Annotated in this window: 16 protein-coding genes; all 16 read right to left on the bottom strand. The window is 47.0% G+C overall.

The annotated features are described in order from the left end of the window. Positions 1–129 precede the first annotated feature (129 nt). The gene (locus tag ACR52_RS26665) at positions 130–1,170 is read right to left on the bottom strand and encodes a glycosyltransferase family 4 protein (RefSeq protein ID WP_330219129.1); all 1,041 of its coding nucleotides are present in this window, start codon (positions 1,168–1,170) and stop codon (positions 130–132) included. Between the two features lie 106 nt (positions 1,171–1,276). After that, on the bottom strand, positions 1,277–2,425 hold the full coding sequence (locus tag ACR52_RS26660; protein WP_048731084.1) for an N-acetyl sugar amidotransferase: 1,149 nt from the start codon (positions 2,423–2,425) through the stop codon (positions 1,277–1,279). Then, the gene (locus ACR52_RS26655) at positions 2,412–3,752 is read right to left on the bottom strand and encodes a hypothetical protein (RefSeq protein WP_152687708.1); all 1,341 of its coding nucleotides are present in this window, start codon (positions 3,750–3,752) and stop codon (positions 2,412–2,414) included. Before ACR52_RS26655 ends, ACR52_RS26660 begins: the two co-directional genes overlap by 14 nt. After that, positions 3,700–4,446 (bottom strand): AglZ/HisF2 family acetamidino modification protein, encoded by a 747-nt coding sequence (locus tag ACR52_RS26650; RefSeq protein ID WP_048731080.1) that lies wholly within the window; start codon positions 4,444–4,446, stop codon positions 3,700–3,702. The genes ACR52_RS26655 and ACR52_RS26650 overlap by 53 nt, the downstream gene beginning before the upstream one ends. Beyond that, positions 4,447–5,061, bottom strand: coding sequence for an imidazole glycerol phosphate synthase subunit HisH (gene hisH / locus ACR52_RS26645; RefSeq protein ID WP_048731077.1), 615 nt, complete (start codon positions 5,059–5,061; stop codon positions 4,447–4,449). After that, positions 5,058–6,305: a lipopolysaccharide biosynthesis protein gene (locus tag ACR52_RS26640; protein WP_082143256.1), complete on the bottom strand. Its 1,248-nt coding sequence runs from the start codon at positions 6,303–6,305 to the stop codon at positions 5,058–5,060. Before ACR52_RS26640 ends, hisH begins: the two co-directional genes overlap by 4 nt. 140 nt (positions 6,306–6,445) lie before the next feature. Continuing rightward, positions 6,446–7,528, bottom strand: a complete 1,083-nt coding sequence (locus ACR52_RS26635) for a DegT/DnrJ/EryC1/StrS family aminotransferase (protein ID WP_048731072.1) — start codon at positions 7,526–7,528, stop codon at positions 6,446–6,448. After that, the gene (locus ACR52_RS29910) at positions 7,529–8,110 is read right to left on the bottom strand and encodes an acyltransferase (protein ID WP_082143255.1); all 582 of its coding nucleotides are present in this window, start codon (positions 8,108–8,110) and stop codon (positions 7,529–7,531) included. Between the two features lie 444 nt (positions 8,111–8,554). Further along, entirely contained in the window at positions 8,555–10,405 is a 1,851-nt protein-coding gene (locus ACR52_RS26630) for an acyltransferase family protein (protein ID WP_048731071.1), read from the bottom strand. Between the two features lie 96 nt (positions 10,406–10,501). Beyond that, the gene (locus ACR52_RS26625; RefSeq protein WP_048731069.1) at positions 10,502–11,452 is read right to left on the bottom strand and encodes a Gfo/Idh/MocA family oxidoreductase; all 951 of its coding nucleotides are present in this window, start codon (positions 11,450–11,452) and stop codon (positions 10,502–10,504) included. An 80-nt stretch (positions 11,453–11,532) separates the two neighbouring features. Then, positions 11,533–12,846, bottom strand: coding sequence for a UDP-N-acetyl-D-glucosamine 6-dehydrogenase (wbpA, locus tag ACR52_RS26620; RefSeq protein ID WP_048731068.1), 1,314 nt, complete (start codon positions 12,844–12,846; stop codon positions 11,533–11,535). A 317-nt stretch (positions 12,847–13,163) separates the two neighbouring features. Beyond that, the gene (locus ACR52_RS26615) at positions 13,164–14,513 is read right to left on the bottom strand and encodes a Wzz/FepE/Etk N-terminal domain-containing protein (RefSeq protein ID WP_152687707.1); all 1,350 of its coding nucleotides are present in this window, start codon (positions 14,511–14,513) and stop codon (positions 13,164–13,166) included. A gap of 416 nt (positions 14,514–14,929) precedes the next feature. Continuing rightward, entirely contained in the window at positions 14,930–15,172 is a 243-nt protein-coding gene (locus ACR52_RS26610; protein WP_048731066.1) for a lipopolysaccharide assembly protein LapA domain-containing protein, read from the bottom strand. Positions 15,173–15,196: 24 nt separating this feature from the next. After that, positions 15,197–15,493, bottom strand: a complete 297-nt coding sequence (ihfB, locus tag ACR52_RS26605) for an integration host factor subunit beta (protein ID WP_048731065.1) — start codon at positions 15,491–15,493, stop codon at positions 15,197–15,199. Positions 15,494–15,625: 132 nt separating this feature from the next. Then, a complete protein-coding gene (locus tag ACR52_RS26600; protein ID WP_048731064.1) occupies positions 15,626–15,910 on the bottom strand; it encodes a hypothetical protein in 285 nt (94 codons plus the stop codon). Between the two features lie 148 nt (positions 15,911–16,058). After that, on the bottom strand, positions 16,059–16,190 hold a 132-nt coding region (locus ACR52_RS29905), incomplete at its 5' end, for an integrase core domain-containing protein (RefSeq protein ID WP_152687706.1).

Genomic DNA, 16,190 nt, shown 5'->3' with positions numbered 1-16,190 from the left:
AAAATCATGATACCGCTTGGAGATACTCAGTCCAATCAGCGCTCTAACAAAGCGACGCGCCCCAACCATAAATCATGACAAGGCGCAATCTAAATTCAAGCCCTCCTCATATTCAGTGGAGGACGGCACTTACCTGCTGAGTGCCTTATAATAATCGAGCAATTTGCCTTCTTCTATCTGCCAATTATACTTATTTTTTATAGCTAACTGACCATTGCTGCCCATTATCCGTGCCTGTTCAGGATTCTCGGACAGGAAATCAATTGCGCGTGCGATTGACTGGCTATCAAGAGGATCGACACACAGCCCGCACTCACTTTCGATCACGACACTGCGCCACAACGGAAAATCAGAAGCTATGACTGGTACGCCAGCGCTCATATACTCGAACATTTTCACGGGCAACGCATCAATGTAGTTGATTGTAGGATGAAGAGTGACCAGCCCAGCCATTGAACGTCGCAAAACGTCTTTGATGCCGCTTCTATCCAGATAGCCTAAAGCGTCTACTCTTGCCCAAGAGGACATGCCCTGCGACTGCAGCTCGACATTGGGTTCTGAAAACACACCGGCCAGCAAAAGCCTGACGTCATGTCGGCACCTTCCTACCGCATCAACAATCTCCAAGATTCCTCGATTCTTTGCGATGCCCCCAATATAACAAATACTCGAACTGTCACTTTGTTGTACGGGCATGTCATCAGTCAACTCGCCCAAAATCGGGAAATTATTGATATCAACCGTATTGGCGTTGATCTTCAGAAATTTATCTCTGATAAAAGGTGTTGCAGCTATAACCCCGGTAAATTTTGACAACACGATATGTTCATACAAGTAAAACACGCGAGAAAGAACGTGCCTTACAACAACGTTCATATAGGATTTAGCTAAGATTTGTTTAGGCAGATCTTCATGCGCATCAAATATTACTTTTTTCTTGCGGCGTAGCAGCTTTCTACCAACAGGTATTAACTCGGGATCGTGGATATGATAGATATCAGCATCAACTACAAGCGAGCGCTCAAACACCCTTCGAGTGGTCGCGTACATACGATTCAGTCGGCCGCTGGATTTACCAACGTCATGAATGCTGATTCCAGCTTTAACTTCCTCACCCAGGCCATCGGCAACAATCAGAGACACTTGATATCCATTATTTTCCAAGGACACACACTCCTTGAAAAATATTCGGCTGTCAAAACGAGGATGCGCCGATGTTAGGTGACATACTTTCATAATAATACTTCCGGCCGTTGACTGTTAAATAGTTCCTGCATCAGGAGTACACGCTAAACCGCCGTCCAGTTAAACGAGCTACAACTCTTTGCACCGATTTCAGGATACGATAGCGCCCGTTCCAAGTAGGAAAATCGGTGTACTCGTGAATGGGAGCATTCATCAAATCATCGAACTCCGACCTGGATATTCGTAGCTTTTTGCAAAAATAGGCAATATCAAGCTCTAGTTGATCTAAATCATATAAAGGTTCTTCAAGCTTCTCCAGTGCAGCGTCTCTACTCAGTTGACCGGAGACAATAAGACTCGCTAAATGAGGGCGCCGCTTATCATACCCAAATTTCTTGGGGAGATAATAATTTTGAAATAGTTTAGTGAACTGCGACTCACCATGCTTACGCGCATATGGTTTGTAGCCGACAGTATCCTTCAACTCCTCCAGCGCTCGCTCCTTGTCGTAAGGCATATAATTCAACGGTCTGACAGTACGCATTTTTTTGATAAACGGGTACCAAATATAGTACTGGAAGAAACTGATAGTCTTATAATTTTTAAGCTTTCGGGTGCCATACTTACTATGAATTGCATGCAAATTAATTGCATCCATAGCCGTTCCATGCCAGCACTCCGGGAAAACACCTTCAGTCGCCAAATTGCCGCCCGACATCATACATTTGATGTCGTTCTTAATAGCGAAGTGATAAAGGCTTGAGAAAAAAATGTGGTCTTGGGGAACGTCCTGATTTGAAATACCCGCTCTCAGATACGCCAGATGTAAATCGCGCATTTCTTCCCAATCAACTACATGCGTATGGAGATCGTACCCGCAATGCTTGACTATAGACTCGATATTCGCAACCGCGAGCTCGCTGTTCCACCCAGCATCAACATGAACAACTAGGGGACGAAGCCCCCAATCCTTTACCTTTATCGCCAGGTAGGAGCTGTCAACCCCACCGCTTAATCCCAATACGCAATCATATTCTTTGCCTTTCCCTGCTAGCTTTATCTCTTCAATTATACGCGACCATTTCGCAGCCCCGGCCTCATTCGGAAACCAACTACTTTTAGACACCAACCCAAATTTCCGGCAGTGATTACAAACACCGTCTTCATCAAAGGTAATGTCTTTGTCAGAGGTATCCATTACACAGTTTGTGCAGATCTTGTATGCGTCATTTTGCAGCATAAGTACTGTCCATATTTCGTTTAGAGAAGATCATGAGCGCTATCAACATACCGATTCCAGAGGATAGCAACGCGGTCGTAGCAGCCTGCTCAATGACTAAAATTGCGTAAGAAAAACCAAGACATATAAAGCTTGGATTGTTCTTTACGGAAAACGCAGAGTCCAGAATAAGAAAGACAACACCTACCAATGCTATTGTCAGAAAATACAAAGGTATCCCTCCTGCCCCTAGACTGTAGATAAAAGCGTTGGTATTAGCGTTTAGCCCATCCATCCCCAGAAAATCTTCACCTATAAGTAAGCTAATCGGCTTATCTTCAAGTGCGCCATTCAATAAGGACCAAGAAGTATTATCCGAGCTCATAAACTCAAAAAAAGAAGACATTACCCATGGAGGCACGGCAAATGACCGACGAATAAAATAATCAGCCACGTAAGAATAACCATTCAAACTGTACTCAATAGCAAATATGCAGAAAGCCGCCATGACCAACCAATATATATAGCTTATAAAGCTAACGATTTTTGCCTTATTTGCTGCCATGCCCAACAGAGCGGCAACACAGATAAACAAAAGCGGCGCCTTGACCCCCAACAAATAAAAAAACGTCAACCAACACAAAATTGGGACGACTAGTAACCAGTATTTTTTCTTCCAGCATGCCCAAAAAGCTATAAAAGGCGAGAACCCATTAATATTAGCTGCACTTAGATACGAGAACAGCGACCCAGATATAAAAATATCGCGGCCTTCTAATCTGCGCTCATACACGTTAGAAAAGTCAAAGCCAGCAGACGGCGTCGGGTTTGACAAAGCAACCATTATGCCAACCGCGACGAACAAGCAAAGTACGAAAATAACACTACCCTGAGTTAGAATTCCTGGAACTCTAATTACGGGCATTGTTAATATCATGAGTTTTATTAGTAGAAGGGGAAGCACCAATGTCATAAAGAATACAACAAACTCTGCAAATGGCACCTCCCCCCTCACGGAACTTAATAACACGTAAGGAAGCAATACAAAAAAACCATACAGAAACGCAAAAAAATCAGAAGGCCTGATAATTTTCTTAGGCAGAATAATTCCAAGCAGGATAATTCCGAATACGACACGGGACAAGTACGGCATGTCCAAATTGATATTAACATAGCCTATGTACTCATTATCCTTTTGTAACTGCAAACCGTATGAAATCAGTATAAAAAACCCGATAACGCCCACTATCAGCGAGTTTAATGTACTGCCCTTTAGCATACGAATATTGCCCATACTATAGCTGAATATCTTTTGGATAATTAATGAGAACCGCGCGGTGCTTGCCATGAAAAACAAACATGCTCCCCGCAGCCGCACCCGACACACGCCCCTCTCGTATTACAGATGCGAGGTCATCAATAGAACCAGCACCACCACACGCAACCACTGGCACATTGACTCTGCTGGTCGTACGCAAAATCGGGTTCAAGTCATAACCATTCATCATTCCGTCGCGGTCGATATTATTTAAGAATATCTCTCCTACGCCCGAAGATATCAAATTATCAATATGTTCATCCAGACTACACTTCACTTCGACAGTGGAAGACCGCACATAGACTTTGTATGTGCCGAATATATTTTTCTTGATATCCACGGCACCAACAATTGCTTGGCTCCCGAAGATATCCGCGGCCTCTCTGATAAGACCTTTTGATTCAATCGATGCCGTATTAATCACTATTTTTTCAATACCCAATCTGATCAATTTCCTTACTTGGGAGAGATTTTTTACGCCTCCGCCATATGCGAGTGGCATGAAAGCCTCTCCCGCAATCTCTTCAATCAACTGGTAATTGGGCTCGGTTTGATTTTTTGATGCATCTATATCCAAGACAACAATTTCATCTGCTTCTTTGTCACTAAAAATTCTCACGGCGTTAACAGGATCACCGATATATGTAGGATCCTTGAACCTCTTTGTTTTAACCAATCCGTTGCCACTTATCAGTAAACAAGGAATTATGCGTGGGCGGTGCATTTATAATCCTCGAGCAAATGAATTTAAAAGACGCTTGCCAAATCGATGGCTTTTTTCGGGATGAAACTGAACGCCGCATATATTCCCATGCGCAACACCTGCTGCAAACTCGAGACCATACTTTGCAGTCAAAATAATATTGCCCGGGTCCGCGGGCTGCATAAAATAGCTATGCACAAAATAGAAACGGGCGTCACTTTCAATATCGTTTGTAAGATAATGCGTTGTACCAGCAACCGCTGAAACGTCATTCCAACCCATATGAGGTACTCGTAAATCCTCGATATCAGGGAGTTTTTTGACTTCCATTTCCAGCCATCCAAGGCCCTCTTCATTTCCTTCTGAACTGCTATTACCCAGCATCTGGGCGCCCACACAGATACCCAATAGGGGGGTATGTTGCTCTAGCACTTTGTCTTCCAATAGACCAATTAGGCCGCTGGCCTTTAAATTTTTCATGCAGGCATCAAATGAACCATTGCCAGGAAGAATAATTTTGCTTGCCTTTTCAATTTCCTTTTTATCTGAAGTAATCAAAGATCGAATGCCCAAGCGCATCAGCATATTTGATACGGCGGCCACATTGCCTATATCGTAATCGACAATAACAATCATCTTTTGTCACCCAGGCTAAAATGATATGACATGGCTACATAAACAACATACAGGGCAGCATATCCAACGCTGTAAACTTTCAAAGCTACGGCATAATCCTGAAACACACTCAACGCGGTCACTGTCATTGCCAAAAGTGCCACCTGCCAAAGCAAATCAAGATTTTGCTTACCGGCGATGTAAACCATATAGCTCAGCGGGCTAGCGATGAATGCCAACGCAAAATATGGCAGCATCCAAGTAGCGATAGTTCCGGAGAAACGCCATTTTTCCCCAAAAAATATAACAAATATGGGTTCACTCAAAAACAGCATCACCGCAACAAATATTAATGAACCAAGGGAAAGCACCTTAAAGGTTCGAATATAGATGTCGCGGCATTCGCCATATTCGCGATAGCGGGAGGCAGCGTGCCGTTTAAACACGTCAAGCACAGACTTGCCCAATAGGCCGAGCGGAGCTCCTAGAATCCGTAATGTCATTGCTAGCAATCCAGCTACCTCTGCCCCATATCGATGGGCCACAATGATAACGGGCAACTGAGCAGCAGCGGAGTTTATCGCGTCCGCCGGTAGCGAAAACTGTGGAAACCTACGTTGGCGATACCAAAACCCTTTGACTGTTTTTGCTTTACCAATCTCTCGACCTGGCACACGTAGCGGCATTAACTTTATGGCGATACCACAAGCAATCAAACCGCCTAAAAAATACCCAATTCCGAGTACGGTAGCGTTGGGATGAATACAGCCCAACCCAATCTGTAAAAAAGTGATGCTCGACGCACCACAGATTCTCATTTTCGAAAGCAAACCATAATGACCTTCTGCGGCAGCCCAGGACAGCCAAGTCTGGAGAAGACCAATAGTGAGCGCCGTAGGGACCGCGCAAAGGAGCAACGTTAGAGAGACAGTTTGGGTGATTTCTGGAAATACATATAACACTAGCAAAGTTGCAAGCATGAAACCGACAGCGACCACCAGCGACGTTATCACTACTGAATAAACCGCGTGCGCTCGTGGCGCCCCGTCCTGCTCAATAGCCAATGCGGTCTCGAATCTGACAGTGATAAGCACGCCCAAAAAGACGACACCACCTAACCAAGAAGCAAAAATACCAAATTCACCAGGTGAATAAAGTCTTGCGATGACCAGAGCACCCAGAATGGGGATAATTTGGGCAATGGCAGACCCTGTCAGCACTGAAGCTATACTTCTCCAATAATCACTTTTTAAGGTAAGCCTCATTACAAAATATTCGCTATGACATACATTAGACAATTAAAACATGATGAGAGTGGTGCCTGAGCCTAACAAGTGTTTGGCCTCTTTTAGATACTCACCAACACACCAACGCTATGGAAAGGCACTCCCTGAAACTTAGTACGTCAGCTGATTGCAACCTCAACGATTTTCTGCTGGTCATCAACGCTCAAGTAAGGCCCCATGGGCAAACTGATCACTTGTTCCGCAATGAGATCGCCAACTGGCAAGTTCGAATTCGGGTCGGCTACCGCCGGTTGTTTGTTCAGCGGAATCGGGTAGTGAACGGCAGTAGGGATCCCTGCGTCGCTGAATTTCTTCTGGAGTTCGTCTCGGTTATCTACACGCAGGGTGTATTGCGCCCAGGCACTCGAGTTATGGGTTTCTACAAAGGGAGGCAAAAATTTGCCAGTGGCCTTGAATAGTTCGTTGTACCTGTCAGCCACTGAATTTCGACGTTCCAACTCGTCAGAAAATATTTTTAACTTTGGCAATAATATTGCCGCTTGAAGGGTATCTAACCGGCTGTTAACGCCCACTCTGATATGATGATATCGCCGATCTTGTCCGTGCCTTGCAACTTGTCGAATAATAGTCGCCAAATGCTCATCATTGGTAAATATCGCCCCCCCATCACCATAACAACCAAGAGGTTTGCTAGGAAAAAAGCTCGTACAGGCTACTTTACTCAGATTGCAGGAGCGTCGCCCTTTATAGGTAGCACCGAAGCTCTGCGCCGCATCTTCAATCACGGGTATGTTGTATTTTTCTGCTACTAAATTTATGGCGTCAAAATCAGCACATTGACCATAAAGCGACACAGGGATAATTGCTTTAGTACGTGTGGTTATTGCTGCGGCTAACAATTTCGGATCGAGGTTGTACGTTTTTTCGTCCACGTCAACATAGACTGGTTTCGCACCCAGTAGCGCCACAGTTTCAGCGGTAGCAATATAGGTAAACCCTGGGGTAATGACTTCATCACCCGGGCCTATACCCAACGTCATCAAAACGATTTGCAGCGCGTCGGTTCCATTTGCGCAGGTAATGCAATATTCAGCGCCGACAAACTCTTTCAGCTTTTCCTCTAGTTCGTAAACTTCTGGACCAAGGATATATTGGCCGTGCGCCAGAACTTTCTGTATCCCAGAATCGATTTCATCTTTTATTCTGGCTTGCTGAGCTTTCAGATCAATAAACTCAATCATTTAAGCGTCCATTTTTTTCAATTCATTTTTATGCAGCACATACACCGCAGCTGTATGCTGGCACTTCACAGAACCGTCACCGGTTAACGGCAGATCTAGTTGCTCACCAAACTCACTCATCCATCCAATCTGCTTAGCGGGCACACCTACCACTAAAGCATAGTCAGGTACATTACGATTGACGACAGCTCCAGCACCAACAAACGCATAACGCCCAACTGTGGTTCCGCACACTATCGTACAATTCGCGCCCAGCGTTGCACCTTTCTGTACAAGCGTATTACGGTACTCATCTTTCCGCTGAATCAATGACCGGGGATTGTATACATTAGTAAAAACCATGCTAGGGCCACAAAAAACCCCTTCTTCTAACGTGACATTATCGTACACCGAAACGTTATTTTGAACCTTGCAACGGTCGCCAATGATAACTTTGTTGCCAACAAATACGTTCTGCCCCAGTGAAACTCCCTCTCCAATTACAGCGCCGCTACATACGTGTACAAAATGCCAAATTCGGGTTCCGCGCCCGATACTAGCGCCATCATCAACAATTGCACTTGAATGTACCGTATAATTCATTTCACCCTCATCAACCATATACAAAAAACAATTATGATTTAGCAATTCAAATCCGACGCCTAAGGATTTCGGAGTTTAGCTATTCACTTAAGCTCAACTCGAAATCCTTTGAAGAAGCCATGCTGGGCGATCTTCGCGACAATCACGTCCATTCCCCTACGGGCCTACCCTGCATGTGCACTTCCTTGTTGACGTGTTTCGCCGTCTTATGAAACCGACTGACTCTTTAGAAATTGATATTCGCCAAAAAACCGTATAAAAATCATATGCTTATTACTAAATATTCAACCAGGCTCGTACGTGTCGGTTTAAAATCAGTCCAAGCATAGACAAGCACCCACAATAATCGTGCGCCCCCGAGCTATCAAGCCGCTTGAATGAAAATGTCAGCGCTAAATCATTTTCGGTCTGCAGTGCAGAGCTCGCCCAAAGGCGCGTCAAGCTTCATTCTGAAGCCCGTGACAACGCTGCTTTCAGAAATGATGCCGCGAACAGGCCGTACTGGCGGGCTCCTAGTTCATTTAAATGGCTATCATCCATGTAAATCAGCCTTCCGTGTGAGAATGGTGCATTGCGGAAAAATTCGCTACGGGACAGATCAAGAAATTGAACGCCGTGATAACGAGCCGCTAGCTCAGCGACCTTTTGATTTGCCGCTGCCCACTCGCGATCTTCTACAACACTTATAGGCAATCCAAGCGCTGCAAAGCGCTTCACCCTCACCAGGTTAGAGTTAAACATTGGAACCTGAGCGAGAACGATAACCTTCACATCGTGCTGAGCTGCAACCTCCAGAAAACCAGCAAGCGCAGACATGAACTCAGCACTGGGGGCCTGCCATTGCCACATCGCACCTATCACGATGATTTTAGCGTGATCGATGTATGCTCTCAGCGCAGCAATCTGGGCACGGCAATCAGCACGGGAAAAATCGGGAATTCGTTCCACGTCAAATCCGGGGATAGGAACACAATTGCTTGCGGTAATAACTCTTGCAGAAAAATTTTCCGAAACACCTGCCGCGTCGAAAAACTCGTTCAATTGCGCAGCATGACTGTCTCCAATAACGAGCATCCGCGGGCTTTGCTCGTGATCTCCCCGCAAGCACTCTCCAAGAATCCTCCCGTGACAAATTTCGTCAGGAGGGGCGTATCGGGTCATCTCAACGGGCAGAGGTTTTTCAATAATAGGATTTAGAGCCAGGCTGAGGGTAATCAAACACGCGGACGTTACGGCCAGCACAACCCAGCGGGCTAACCTCACTCCCCCTCCTCTCAGAGGGACTTCCACCCAGCGGTATGATGCCCATGACAACACAAAGGTAAGGATCACAAAGCTGCAGACCCACACCGCCGGCAGCTTATCGAGCCCAAGGTAATAGCGCATAAAGGCCAACACAGGCCAATGCCATAGATATAGCGAATACGATAACGCACCTAGGGTGACAAAAAACGGGAGCGCTAATACCTTACTGACCACGCCCGTCCTCGAAGCGATAATCAAACCCGCAGCAAAACATGGAAAGATTGAATAAAAGCCCGGAAACGCTTTTTCATTCACAAAAGCAAGTGAAAGCCCCAACAACGTGGCGCCAACCAATCCGGCTATAAATGATAGTCTCGAAGACCATGAACGCCCGACACCACTTACAGCAATCAGCGTTCCCATTAAAAACTCTGGCACCCTGGCTAGCAGAGAAAAATATACATGTCGCTGATTATCTGCCGCGCCTAATCTCATCTCAGCATACGCAAAAAAAACAACACATAAAAAACCGAGCAAAGGGACGAGAAAGCGCCTAGGAACCCAATAGATGATAATTGGCAAAAACAGATAGAACTGCATTTCAATTGCCAAGGACCATGTATGCAACAATGGCAACTCATGCGCGCCCGGCGCAAAGTAATCCCCGAAACCTGCGTAATACTGATTACTGACGAAAAGCAATGCAGAACGTAAAGAACTCTTAAAAAACGAAAAATCCGTTGGCGTCAACAATACCGCCGAAATAACACAAACGACAGACAACATCATCAAATAAGCGGGGACGATTCTTTTAACTCGTGCCCAATAGAACTGCCGCCAACTCAGGGACTTCCCTTCTTTAACCAGAATAAAAGAAATAATGTAGCCAGAAATCACAAAAAAAATATCCACCCCAATAAAACCAGCCGGCATCCAGCTGCTATTGGCATGAAAAATCATTACCGCCAAGACCGCGACAGCTCTTAGGCCTTGTATGTCACCTCGAAAACTAATACTAGCGTGCTGGTTCGATTCATTATTTTTTGACATCAGCAATGTAATTTTCGCCTCACCAACAACTACACGTATTAATATTGAAAATTGCAAAGGATGGCCTAGGCCATCCTATCTACAATGACAAACAGTTCAACGTAGCAACGTAGCAAGCATGGGATGACCTTCCCCGGCAGAAGGCATCACAGGCGTGGCTGCACGGATGGTCTCCACTGTCTGAACGCAGTGGCGCGCGTCTTCTATACCATAGCCACGACCGGCCAGTATCTCCTGATAGCTGGTAGTGTGAAGGTCGGTAAAGCCTTCGGAAAATTCCAGCTCATCGCCATCTACCGTGATCGAGCGGTAAGTAGATTTTTTACCTTTAACCGAGGCGGGCAAATCATTAGCGTCGATCGTTAGGAACCAACGCACCTTCGCCTTTTCGTACTCTAAGTAACCCGCCGCCTTGTGCTCATTAACAAAATGCACAACATTCCGTTCAAGATTTCCGAAAACAAAATGCAGCATGTCATAAAAGTGAACACCAATATTAGTCGCCACACCAAATGACTTACGTGGATCACCTTTCCAGCTTTCCATATACCATTTGCCGCGAGACGTCATATAGGTAAGCTCAACTTCGTACTTTCCATCCTTTTGCTCACCCGCGACCTTTTCCTTCAAATCAAGGATGGCCTGATGATGACGAAGTTGCAGGATATTATATACGCGTTTACCAGTCTCTTTTTCTACGAGTGAAAGCTCATCAAGAATTTCGGTAGTCGGGACAAGCGGCTTTTCACAAATAACATCACACCCCAGCCGCAGACCGGCAACAATGTGAGCATGATGCAAATAATTGGGGGAGCAGATAGCGACGTAATCAAGCGCCGTTTTCGGATCCCGCTTCAAACGAAATGCGTGTTCTTGAAAACGCTCAAATTCGGTAAAGAACTCACTGTCTGGAGAAAGGCTGTCAATGATACCGACCGAATCATTAATGTCATAAGCTGAAGCTAGAACGTTGCCTGTATCTTTGATCGCACGCATGTGACGCGGCGCGATATACCCGGCAGCGCCGATAAGAGCAAAATTTTTCATGAGTCTTTCCTATAACATTCGATAATTCCCGGCGTTCCACGCATGGAGGCCGGGAGCGCACGTCATTCAGGAGGGCCTGATCATGCCTTCACAATATGAGGAGCGGCCACGCGGTACTTACCACGGCTGTCCACGATCAGTTGCGCGGACGCCTTGATAAGCTCGTAATCGAACTTCTCGTGATCAGTCGCCAGAACAACTGCATCAAACCCTGCCAGGCTCTCCGCAGTCAGTTCTACACTGCTGAGGACAAAGTGGTGTTCACGCATTTTGGGGAAAACAGGTACGTGGGGATCGCTGTAAGCAACGGTGACACCCTTGGCTTCGAGCATCTCCATTATCTCGACCGATGGAGACTCACGCATATCATCCACGTTCTTCTTGTAGGCAATACCCAGTATCAGTACTTTGCTGCCCTTGAGCGGTTTACCACGCTCATTCAGACCATCTGCCAGCTTACTGACGACGTACTCGGGCATTGCCTGGTTAACCTCACCGGAGAGTTCGATGAAGCGAGTGTGCAAGCCATATTCGCGAGCCTTCCACGTCAAATAGAACGGGTCGATCGGAATGCAGTGACCGCCCAGACCAGGACCTGGGTAATAAGCGGTAAAGCCAAATGGCTTCGTAGCCGCGGCATCCACCACTTCAAAAATATCGATCCCCATACGGTCGGCAACGACTTTCATCTCGTTGACCAAACCAATATTGACGGCACGATGAATATTTTCCAGCAACTTGGTCATCTCTGCTGCTTTAGTAGAGCTGACCGGAACGACCTGATCGATCGCCTGCTCATAGAGAGCGGTACCCACTTCCAGGCACGCAGCCGTGTCACCGCCGATGATTTTCGGGATGGTACGGGTTTCGAAGTTTGGATTACCCGGATCTTCACGCTCGGGGGAGTAAACCAAAAAGATGTTCTCACCCACTACAAGACCACCTTCCTGAACTCGGGGGAGCAGTTCCTCAACGGTAGTACCAGGATAGGTAGTACTTTCCAGCGACACGATCTGACCAGCACGCAAGTAAGGCTTGATTGCGTCCGTGGTGTTGATGACGAAGCTCATATCTGGTTCGCGGTATTTATTCAGCGGCGTGGGCACGCACAAGATCAACGCATCGCACTCAGCAACACGAGTAAAATCTACGGTAGCTTCAAAACCCGAGTTGCGCGCGGCTGCAATTTTAGCGGAAGAGATATGTTCGATGTAGCTTTTGCCGGCGTTAAGGTCGTCGACTTTCTCCAGATCGATATCTATGCCAAGTACGCGAAAGCCAATCGCATTATAACGAAGCATTAAAGGCAGCCCTACATAACCAAGACCAACAATCCCGATCAACGCTTCCTTACTTTTGAACTTGGTAACACTGGCCAGCTTCTGCAGGTGCATCCGTAACGCTCCAATTAAACTAGATAAATTTTAAAGTCAGCATGTGACCCGTCATATGGCGACCTTTTGCTATCGGCGTTGCCTTTCAGCTCCGACCTGATGCCTGCCTACCGTTACTCACAAGCAGACATCATCAGGCGGTAGGTGAGGGGCAGCGCGTCCAGGACGAATCACTACGCATCAGACATGCACGAATTAAATCATAGCTTCGTGCTGAAATCCGCATAAAGATAACGTGAAAGAGATATCCGGTCATGAGGAGTATCATAAAGCCATCACCCTTGATCGCCGGGCTACCCTTCTTGACGGCGCCTGACTCATTTCCCGTCAACACTCGCCAATAAGTTTTTTTTTGCAAAGGAGGATGAGCGTGGCAGCAACGCGGCATCCAGACCGCCTTCACGCCGATTTTGGACGGTGCCTCGCACAAATGCGACAACCAGACCTAACATCAAACCAAACACAAGTCCGATAATGATGAACAACACTTTTTTAGGCTTTACAGCACCCAACGGTTCTATAGCCTCTCTGTCAATCGTGACAAGTTTTAAGCCACTCATATCGACATTGAGGTTACGCAGTCTTACCTCCTCCGCGCGCAGGGGCTGTACGCCACTGAGGAACAGATCTTCGTTTTTCCGCAGCTTAAGTATTTCAACCTCACGATTAGCCAGCAGTAACTGAAGCTCCTTGGCAATCTGTCCTATGCGCGCCTCGGCAAAGTCATCCGACTTGCGCTGCAACAGGGCTGCACGCTCTGCCAACAAGGCATCTACACCCATGAAATATAAAGGGATTTGCTGGTTATTCACCTCTGTACGCATTACCTGCTGGCTTCCACGCGAACCTGCCTCCCCCAGAGAAGAAGGTGTAGCCGGCTTCTGAATGCCCAGAGACCTCGCAATCCCAATTGCTTCGTTCAACTGCGCTACTCGGTCACCTCGCTGGGTTTTCAGTTGGGCACGCAGCGCCTTCAACTCATCCTGTAACTGAGCCCTCTTGAGATCATCAGCCTCGCTCAACGTAGCTATTCTGGCCGCCTTATCAGTATCATAATTGGATCGAGCCGCATCGAGCCTACCAGCGAGCTCACTCAAACGATTTTTAACAATCACTTCCATATCAGCGGTAATTTGCTGACGCTGACTTGCAATCGCGTACTGTACAAATCCGTTCAGAATAGCGACGCCGTCGATCCCTTCGGGATAGTTCATTTCGAGCTTGATATATTCACTTAAAGAACCCGACTTCTTAGCGTCAGGAATCACTAATTTAATAGAATTATAATTAAACTCTTCGAAGCTTTGCTCCAACGTCCTACCAGGGCGCTCAAACTTACTGAACAACTTTTGATTCGCCCTGAAAAAACCGAGGCGTGTCTCATAAGACTCCAGAGAAGCGCCCACTTTTATCAAGGCCTCTCCCGGAGGCAGCTGGTAAATCTCAGAGCGATTCAACGCATCCAGCTCATTGATCGCCGCTGGACGCAAAACACTACTCACTTGATATTCCGGACGCACTAGAAAAGCACAAGCAATTACTACCGCTCCAACTAAAACCGTCACGAACAGAATCAGCACTTTCTGCTGCCATACCATACGATAAAGAGCATAGAGGCCCACTTCATCAGATGAGGAAACAGGGGGGGCTTGGAAGCTAATACTCACAACAAAAACCTGCCTTCAAAGAGAAACTGCGGGCTCGTTATGCAGACGAAATTGTGTGTTTTTATTCTGATTGTATGACCGCCAAAACCCAGCGTCTCTGCCAAATTTTTAGCGCACAAAATGCCCGTTATCGAGAACAGATTGCATTTTGCCATCTCTCTGACATATTACAAGTCTTGACATGCCTGTAGGGCACTTCCTAAGCATCTAGGGGCAACCCTGATAGGCTCGTAGGAAAAGGACCAGACAGAAAGAAAACTCCAGACTAACGAGGGCCATTGCCGGCGCTTCCGACATGAGGGGACCTTATCAACAAAAATGCGAATAGCAAATCTAGCGATATTTAAAGAAAACCATATGACGGACGGTCACATTAGCGACCCAGCCAGACGGCAGCAAGTTCAGTGAAAACAGCCCTAGCTGCGCCCAACCGGAACCGACTTAGGACGCGGGCTACGCACCAACACGCCCAACAACGGCCCCACCAACATCCCCACAATCAAAGCCACCACCACAAACACCGACACCGGCATCTGCCCAGTAGCCAAGCCCAGGAACGAAAGCGACACACCTTGCTGGTTTTCCAGCACAAACGCCAACACCACCAGTGCAACAACCAGCACCGTCAATGCCACAACAAAGCGCTTAACCCCACGCATAACTTTCTCCTACCCCAAAAAAACTCAGACGTCGTCTTCCTCGTCTTCGTTCACCCGATCGCGCAATTCCTTGCCCGGCTTAAAGTGAGGCACGAACTTTCCATCAAGGCTGACAGACTGCCCGGTCTTCGGGTTACGGCCTACGCGCGGTGCGCGGTAGTGCAGCGAGAAACTGCCAAAGCCGCGGATCTCGATCCGATCTCCGGTGGCCAGGCACTGTGACATCTGTTCAAGCATGGTCTTGATGGCCAGCTCCACATCCTTGGATGAGAGCAGCCCTTGATGGGTGACAATTCGTTCGATCAACTCCGACTTCGTCATATTTTTCCCTTCTTTTTCAAGCAGCTAGGAAAAGCGCTTCGAAGGTTTTAGCATGACTTGCTGAATTTGAACAGCCCATCCAATAACTTATCTGCAGGATATTTCGGCGCCAGTAAACGGCACTCGATCCACTCAATTGCATATCACCAACATCTTCCTGGTTACTGCCCCAGCCGGATTCCAGCCAAACAGATAGTCACCCTCTTCATCCTTGGCGTCGCTCGACCTCGTCACCACCTTGTAGCCCTGCGCCTTGCACTCACGCGCAGCACGCTTCTCGCACTTGCCCCAGCTGGAACCCAGGCCGGAGCAATCGATCTCGATGCCGCTGACGCCATGCCGCGCGTGGGTCTTGGCGTTGGTTGCCGTGCACCCTGCGAGCACTAACACTGCAAACACTACGATAAGCCTGCTCATTCAAGTCCTTATTTAATCGGCAACATGGAAATAGCCTCTCCAAAGACTATAACCAGTTCTGACACTGCTCTGCTCCCCATGGTTCTCGGTTGTTGATTCAACGAATTTCAGTGTCTAGTCCTGAAATAGGTTTACACCCATTTCAGCCTCAAAACGCCCGATGCACCGCATCGGGCGTTTTGTATTTCAGCGATAGATGTGGCCGCTCGCTGTTATATATCTGCACCGATTGATCCACCATTCGCGCGGCTTCAGCCGCATCTTTGGGCCGGTGCAAGAG

Origin of the sequence: Pseudomonas fildesensis (assembly GCF_001050345.1) — a bacterium.
GTDB lineage: Bacteria > Pseudomonadota > Gammaproteobacteria > Pseudomonadales > Pseudomonadaceae > Aquipseudomonas > Aquipseudomonas fildesensis.
Note: the sequence above shows the minus strand (reverse complement) of the source record. Positions and strands in the feature narration are given on the sequence as shown.

Excerpts from the sequence above, each read along its gene's own strand:
- ACR52_RS26600 (WP_048731064.1), bottom strand. The coding sequence starts at position 15,910 with ATGAGCAGGCTTATCGTAGTGTTTGCAGTGTTAGTGCTCGCAGGGTGC.
- ihfB (WP_048731065.1), bottom strand. The coding sequence starts at position 15,493 with ATGACGAAGTCGGAGTTGATCGAACGAATTGTCACCCATCAAGGGCTG.
- ACR52_RS26610 (WP_048731066.1), bottom strand. The coding sequence starts at position 15,172 with ATGCGTGGGGTTAAGCGCTTTGTTGTGGCATTGACGGTGCTGGTTGTT.
- ACR52_RS26655 (WP_152687708.1), bottom strand. The coding sequence starts at position 3,752 with ATGGCAAGCACCGCGCGGTTCTCATTAATTATCCAAAAGATATTCAGC.
- ACR52_RS29910 (WP_082143255.1), bottom strand. The coding sequence starts at position 8,110 with ATGAATTATACGGTACATTCAAGTGCAATTGTTGATGATGGCGCTAGT.
- ACR52_RS26650 (WP_048731080.1), bottom strand. The coding sequence starts at position 4,446 with ATGCACCGCCCACGCATAATTCCTTGTTTACTGATAAGTGGCAACGGA.
- wbpA (WP_048731068.1), bottom strand. The coding sequence starts at position 12,846 with ATGCACCTGCAGAAGCTGGCCAGTGTTACCAAGTTCAAAAGTAAGGAA.
- ACR52_RS26640 (WP_082143256.1), bottom strand. The coding sequence starts at position 6,305 with ATGAGGCTTACCTTAAAAAGTGATTATTGGAGAAGTATAGCTTCAGTG.
- ACR52_RS26630 (WP_048731071.1), bottom strand. The coding sequence starts at position 10,405 with ATGTCAAAAAATAATGAATCGAACCAGCACGCTAGTATTAGTTTTCGA.
- hisH (WP_048731077.1), bottom strand. The coding sequence starts at position 5,061 with ATGATTGTTATTGTCGATTACGATATAGGCAATGTGGCCGCCGTATCA.
- ACR52_RS26635 (WP_048731072.1), bottom strand. The coding sequence starts at position 7,528 with ATGATTGAGTTTATTGATCTGAAAGCTCAGCAAGCCAGAATAAAAGAT.
- ACR52_RS26660 (WP_048731084.1), bottom strand. The coding sequence starts at position 2,425 with ATGCTGCAAAATGACGCATACAAGATCTGCACAAACTGTGTAATGGAT.
- ACR52_RS26625 (WP_048731069.1), bottom strand. The coding sequence starts at position 11,452 with ATGAAAAATTTTGCTCTTATCGGCGCTGCCGGGTATATCGCGCCGCGT.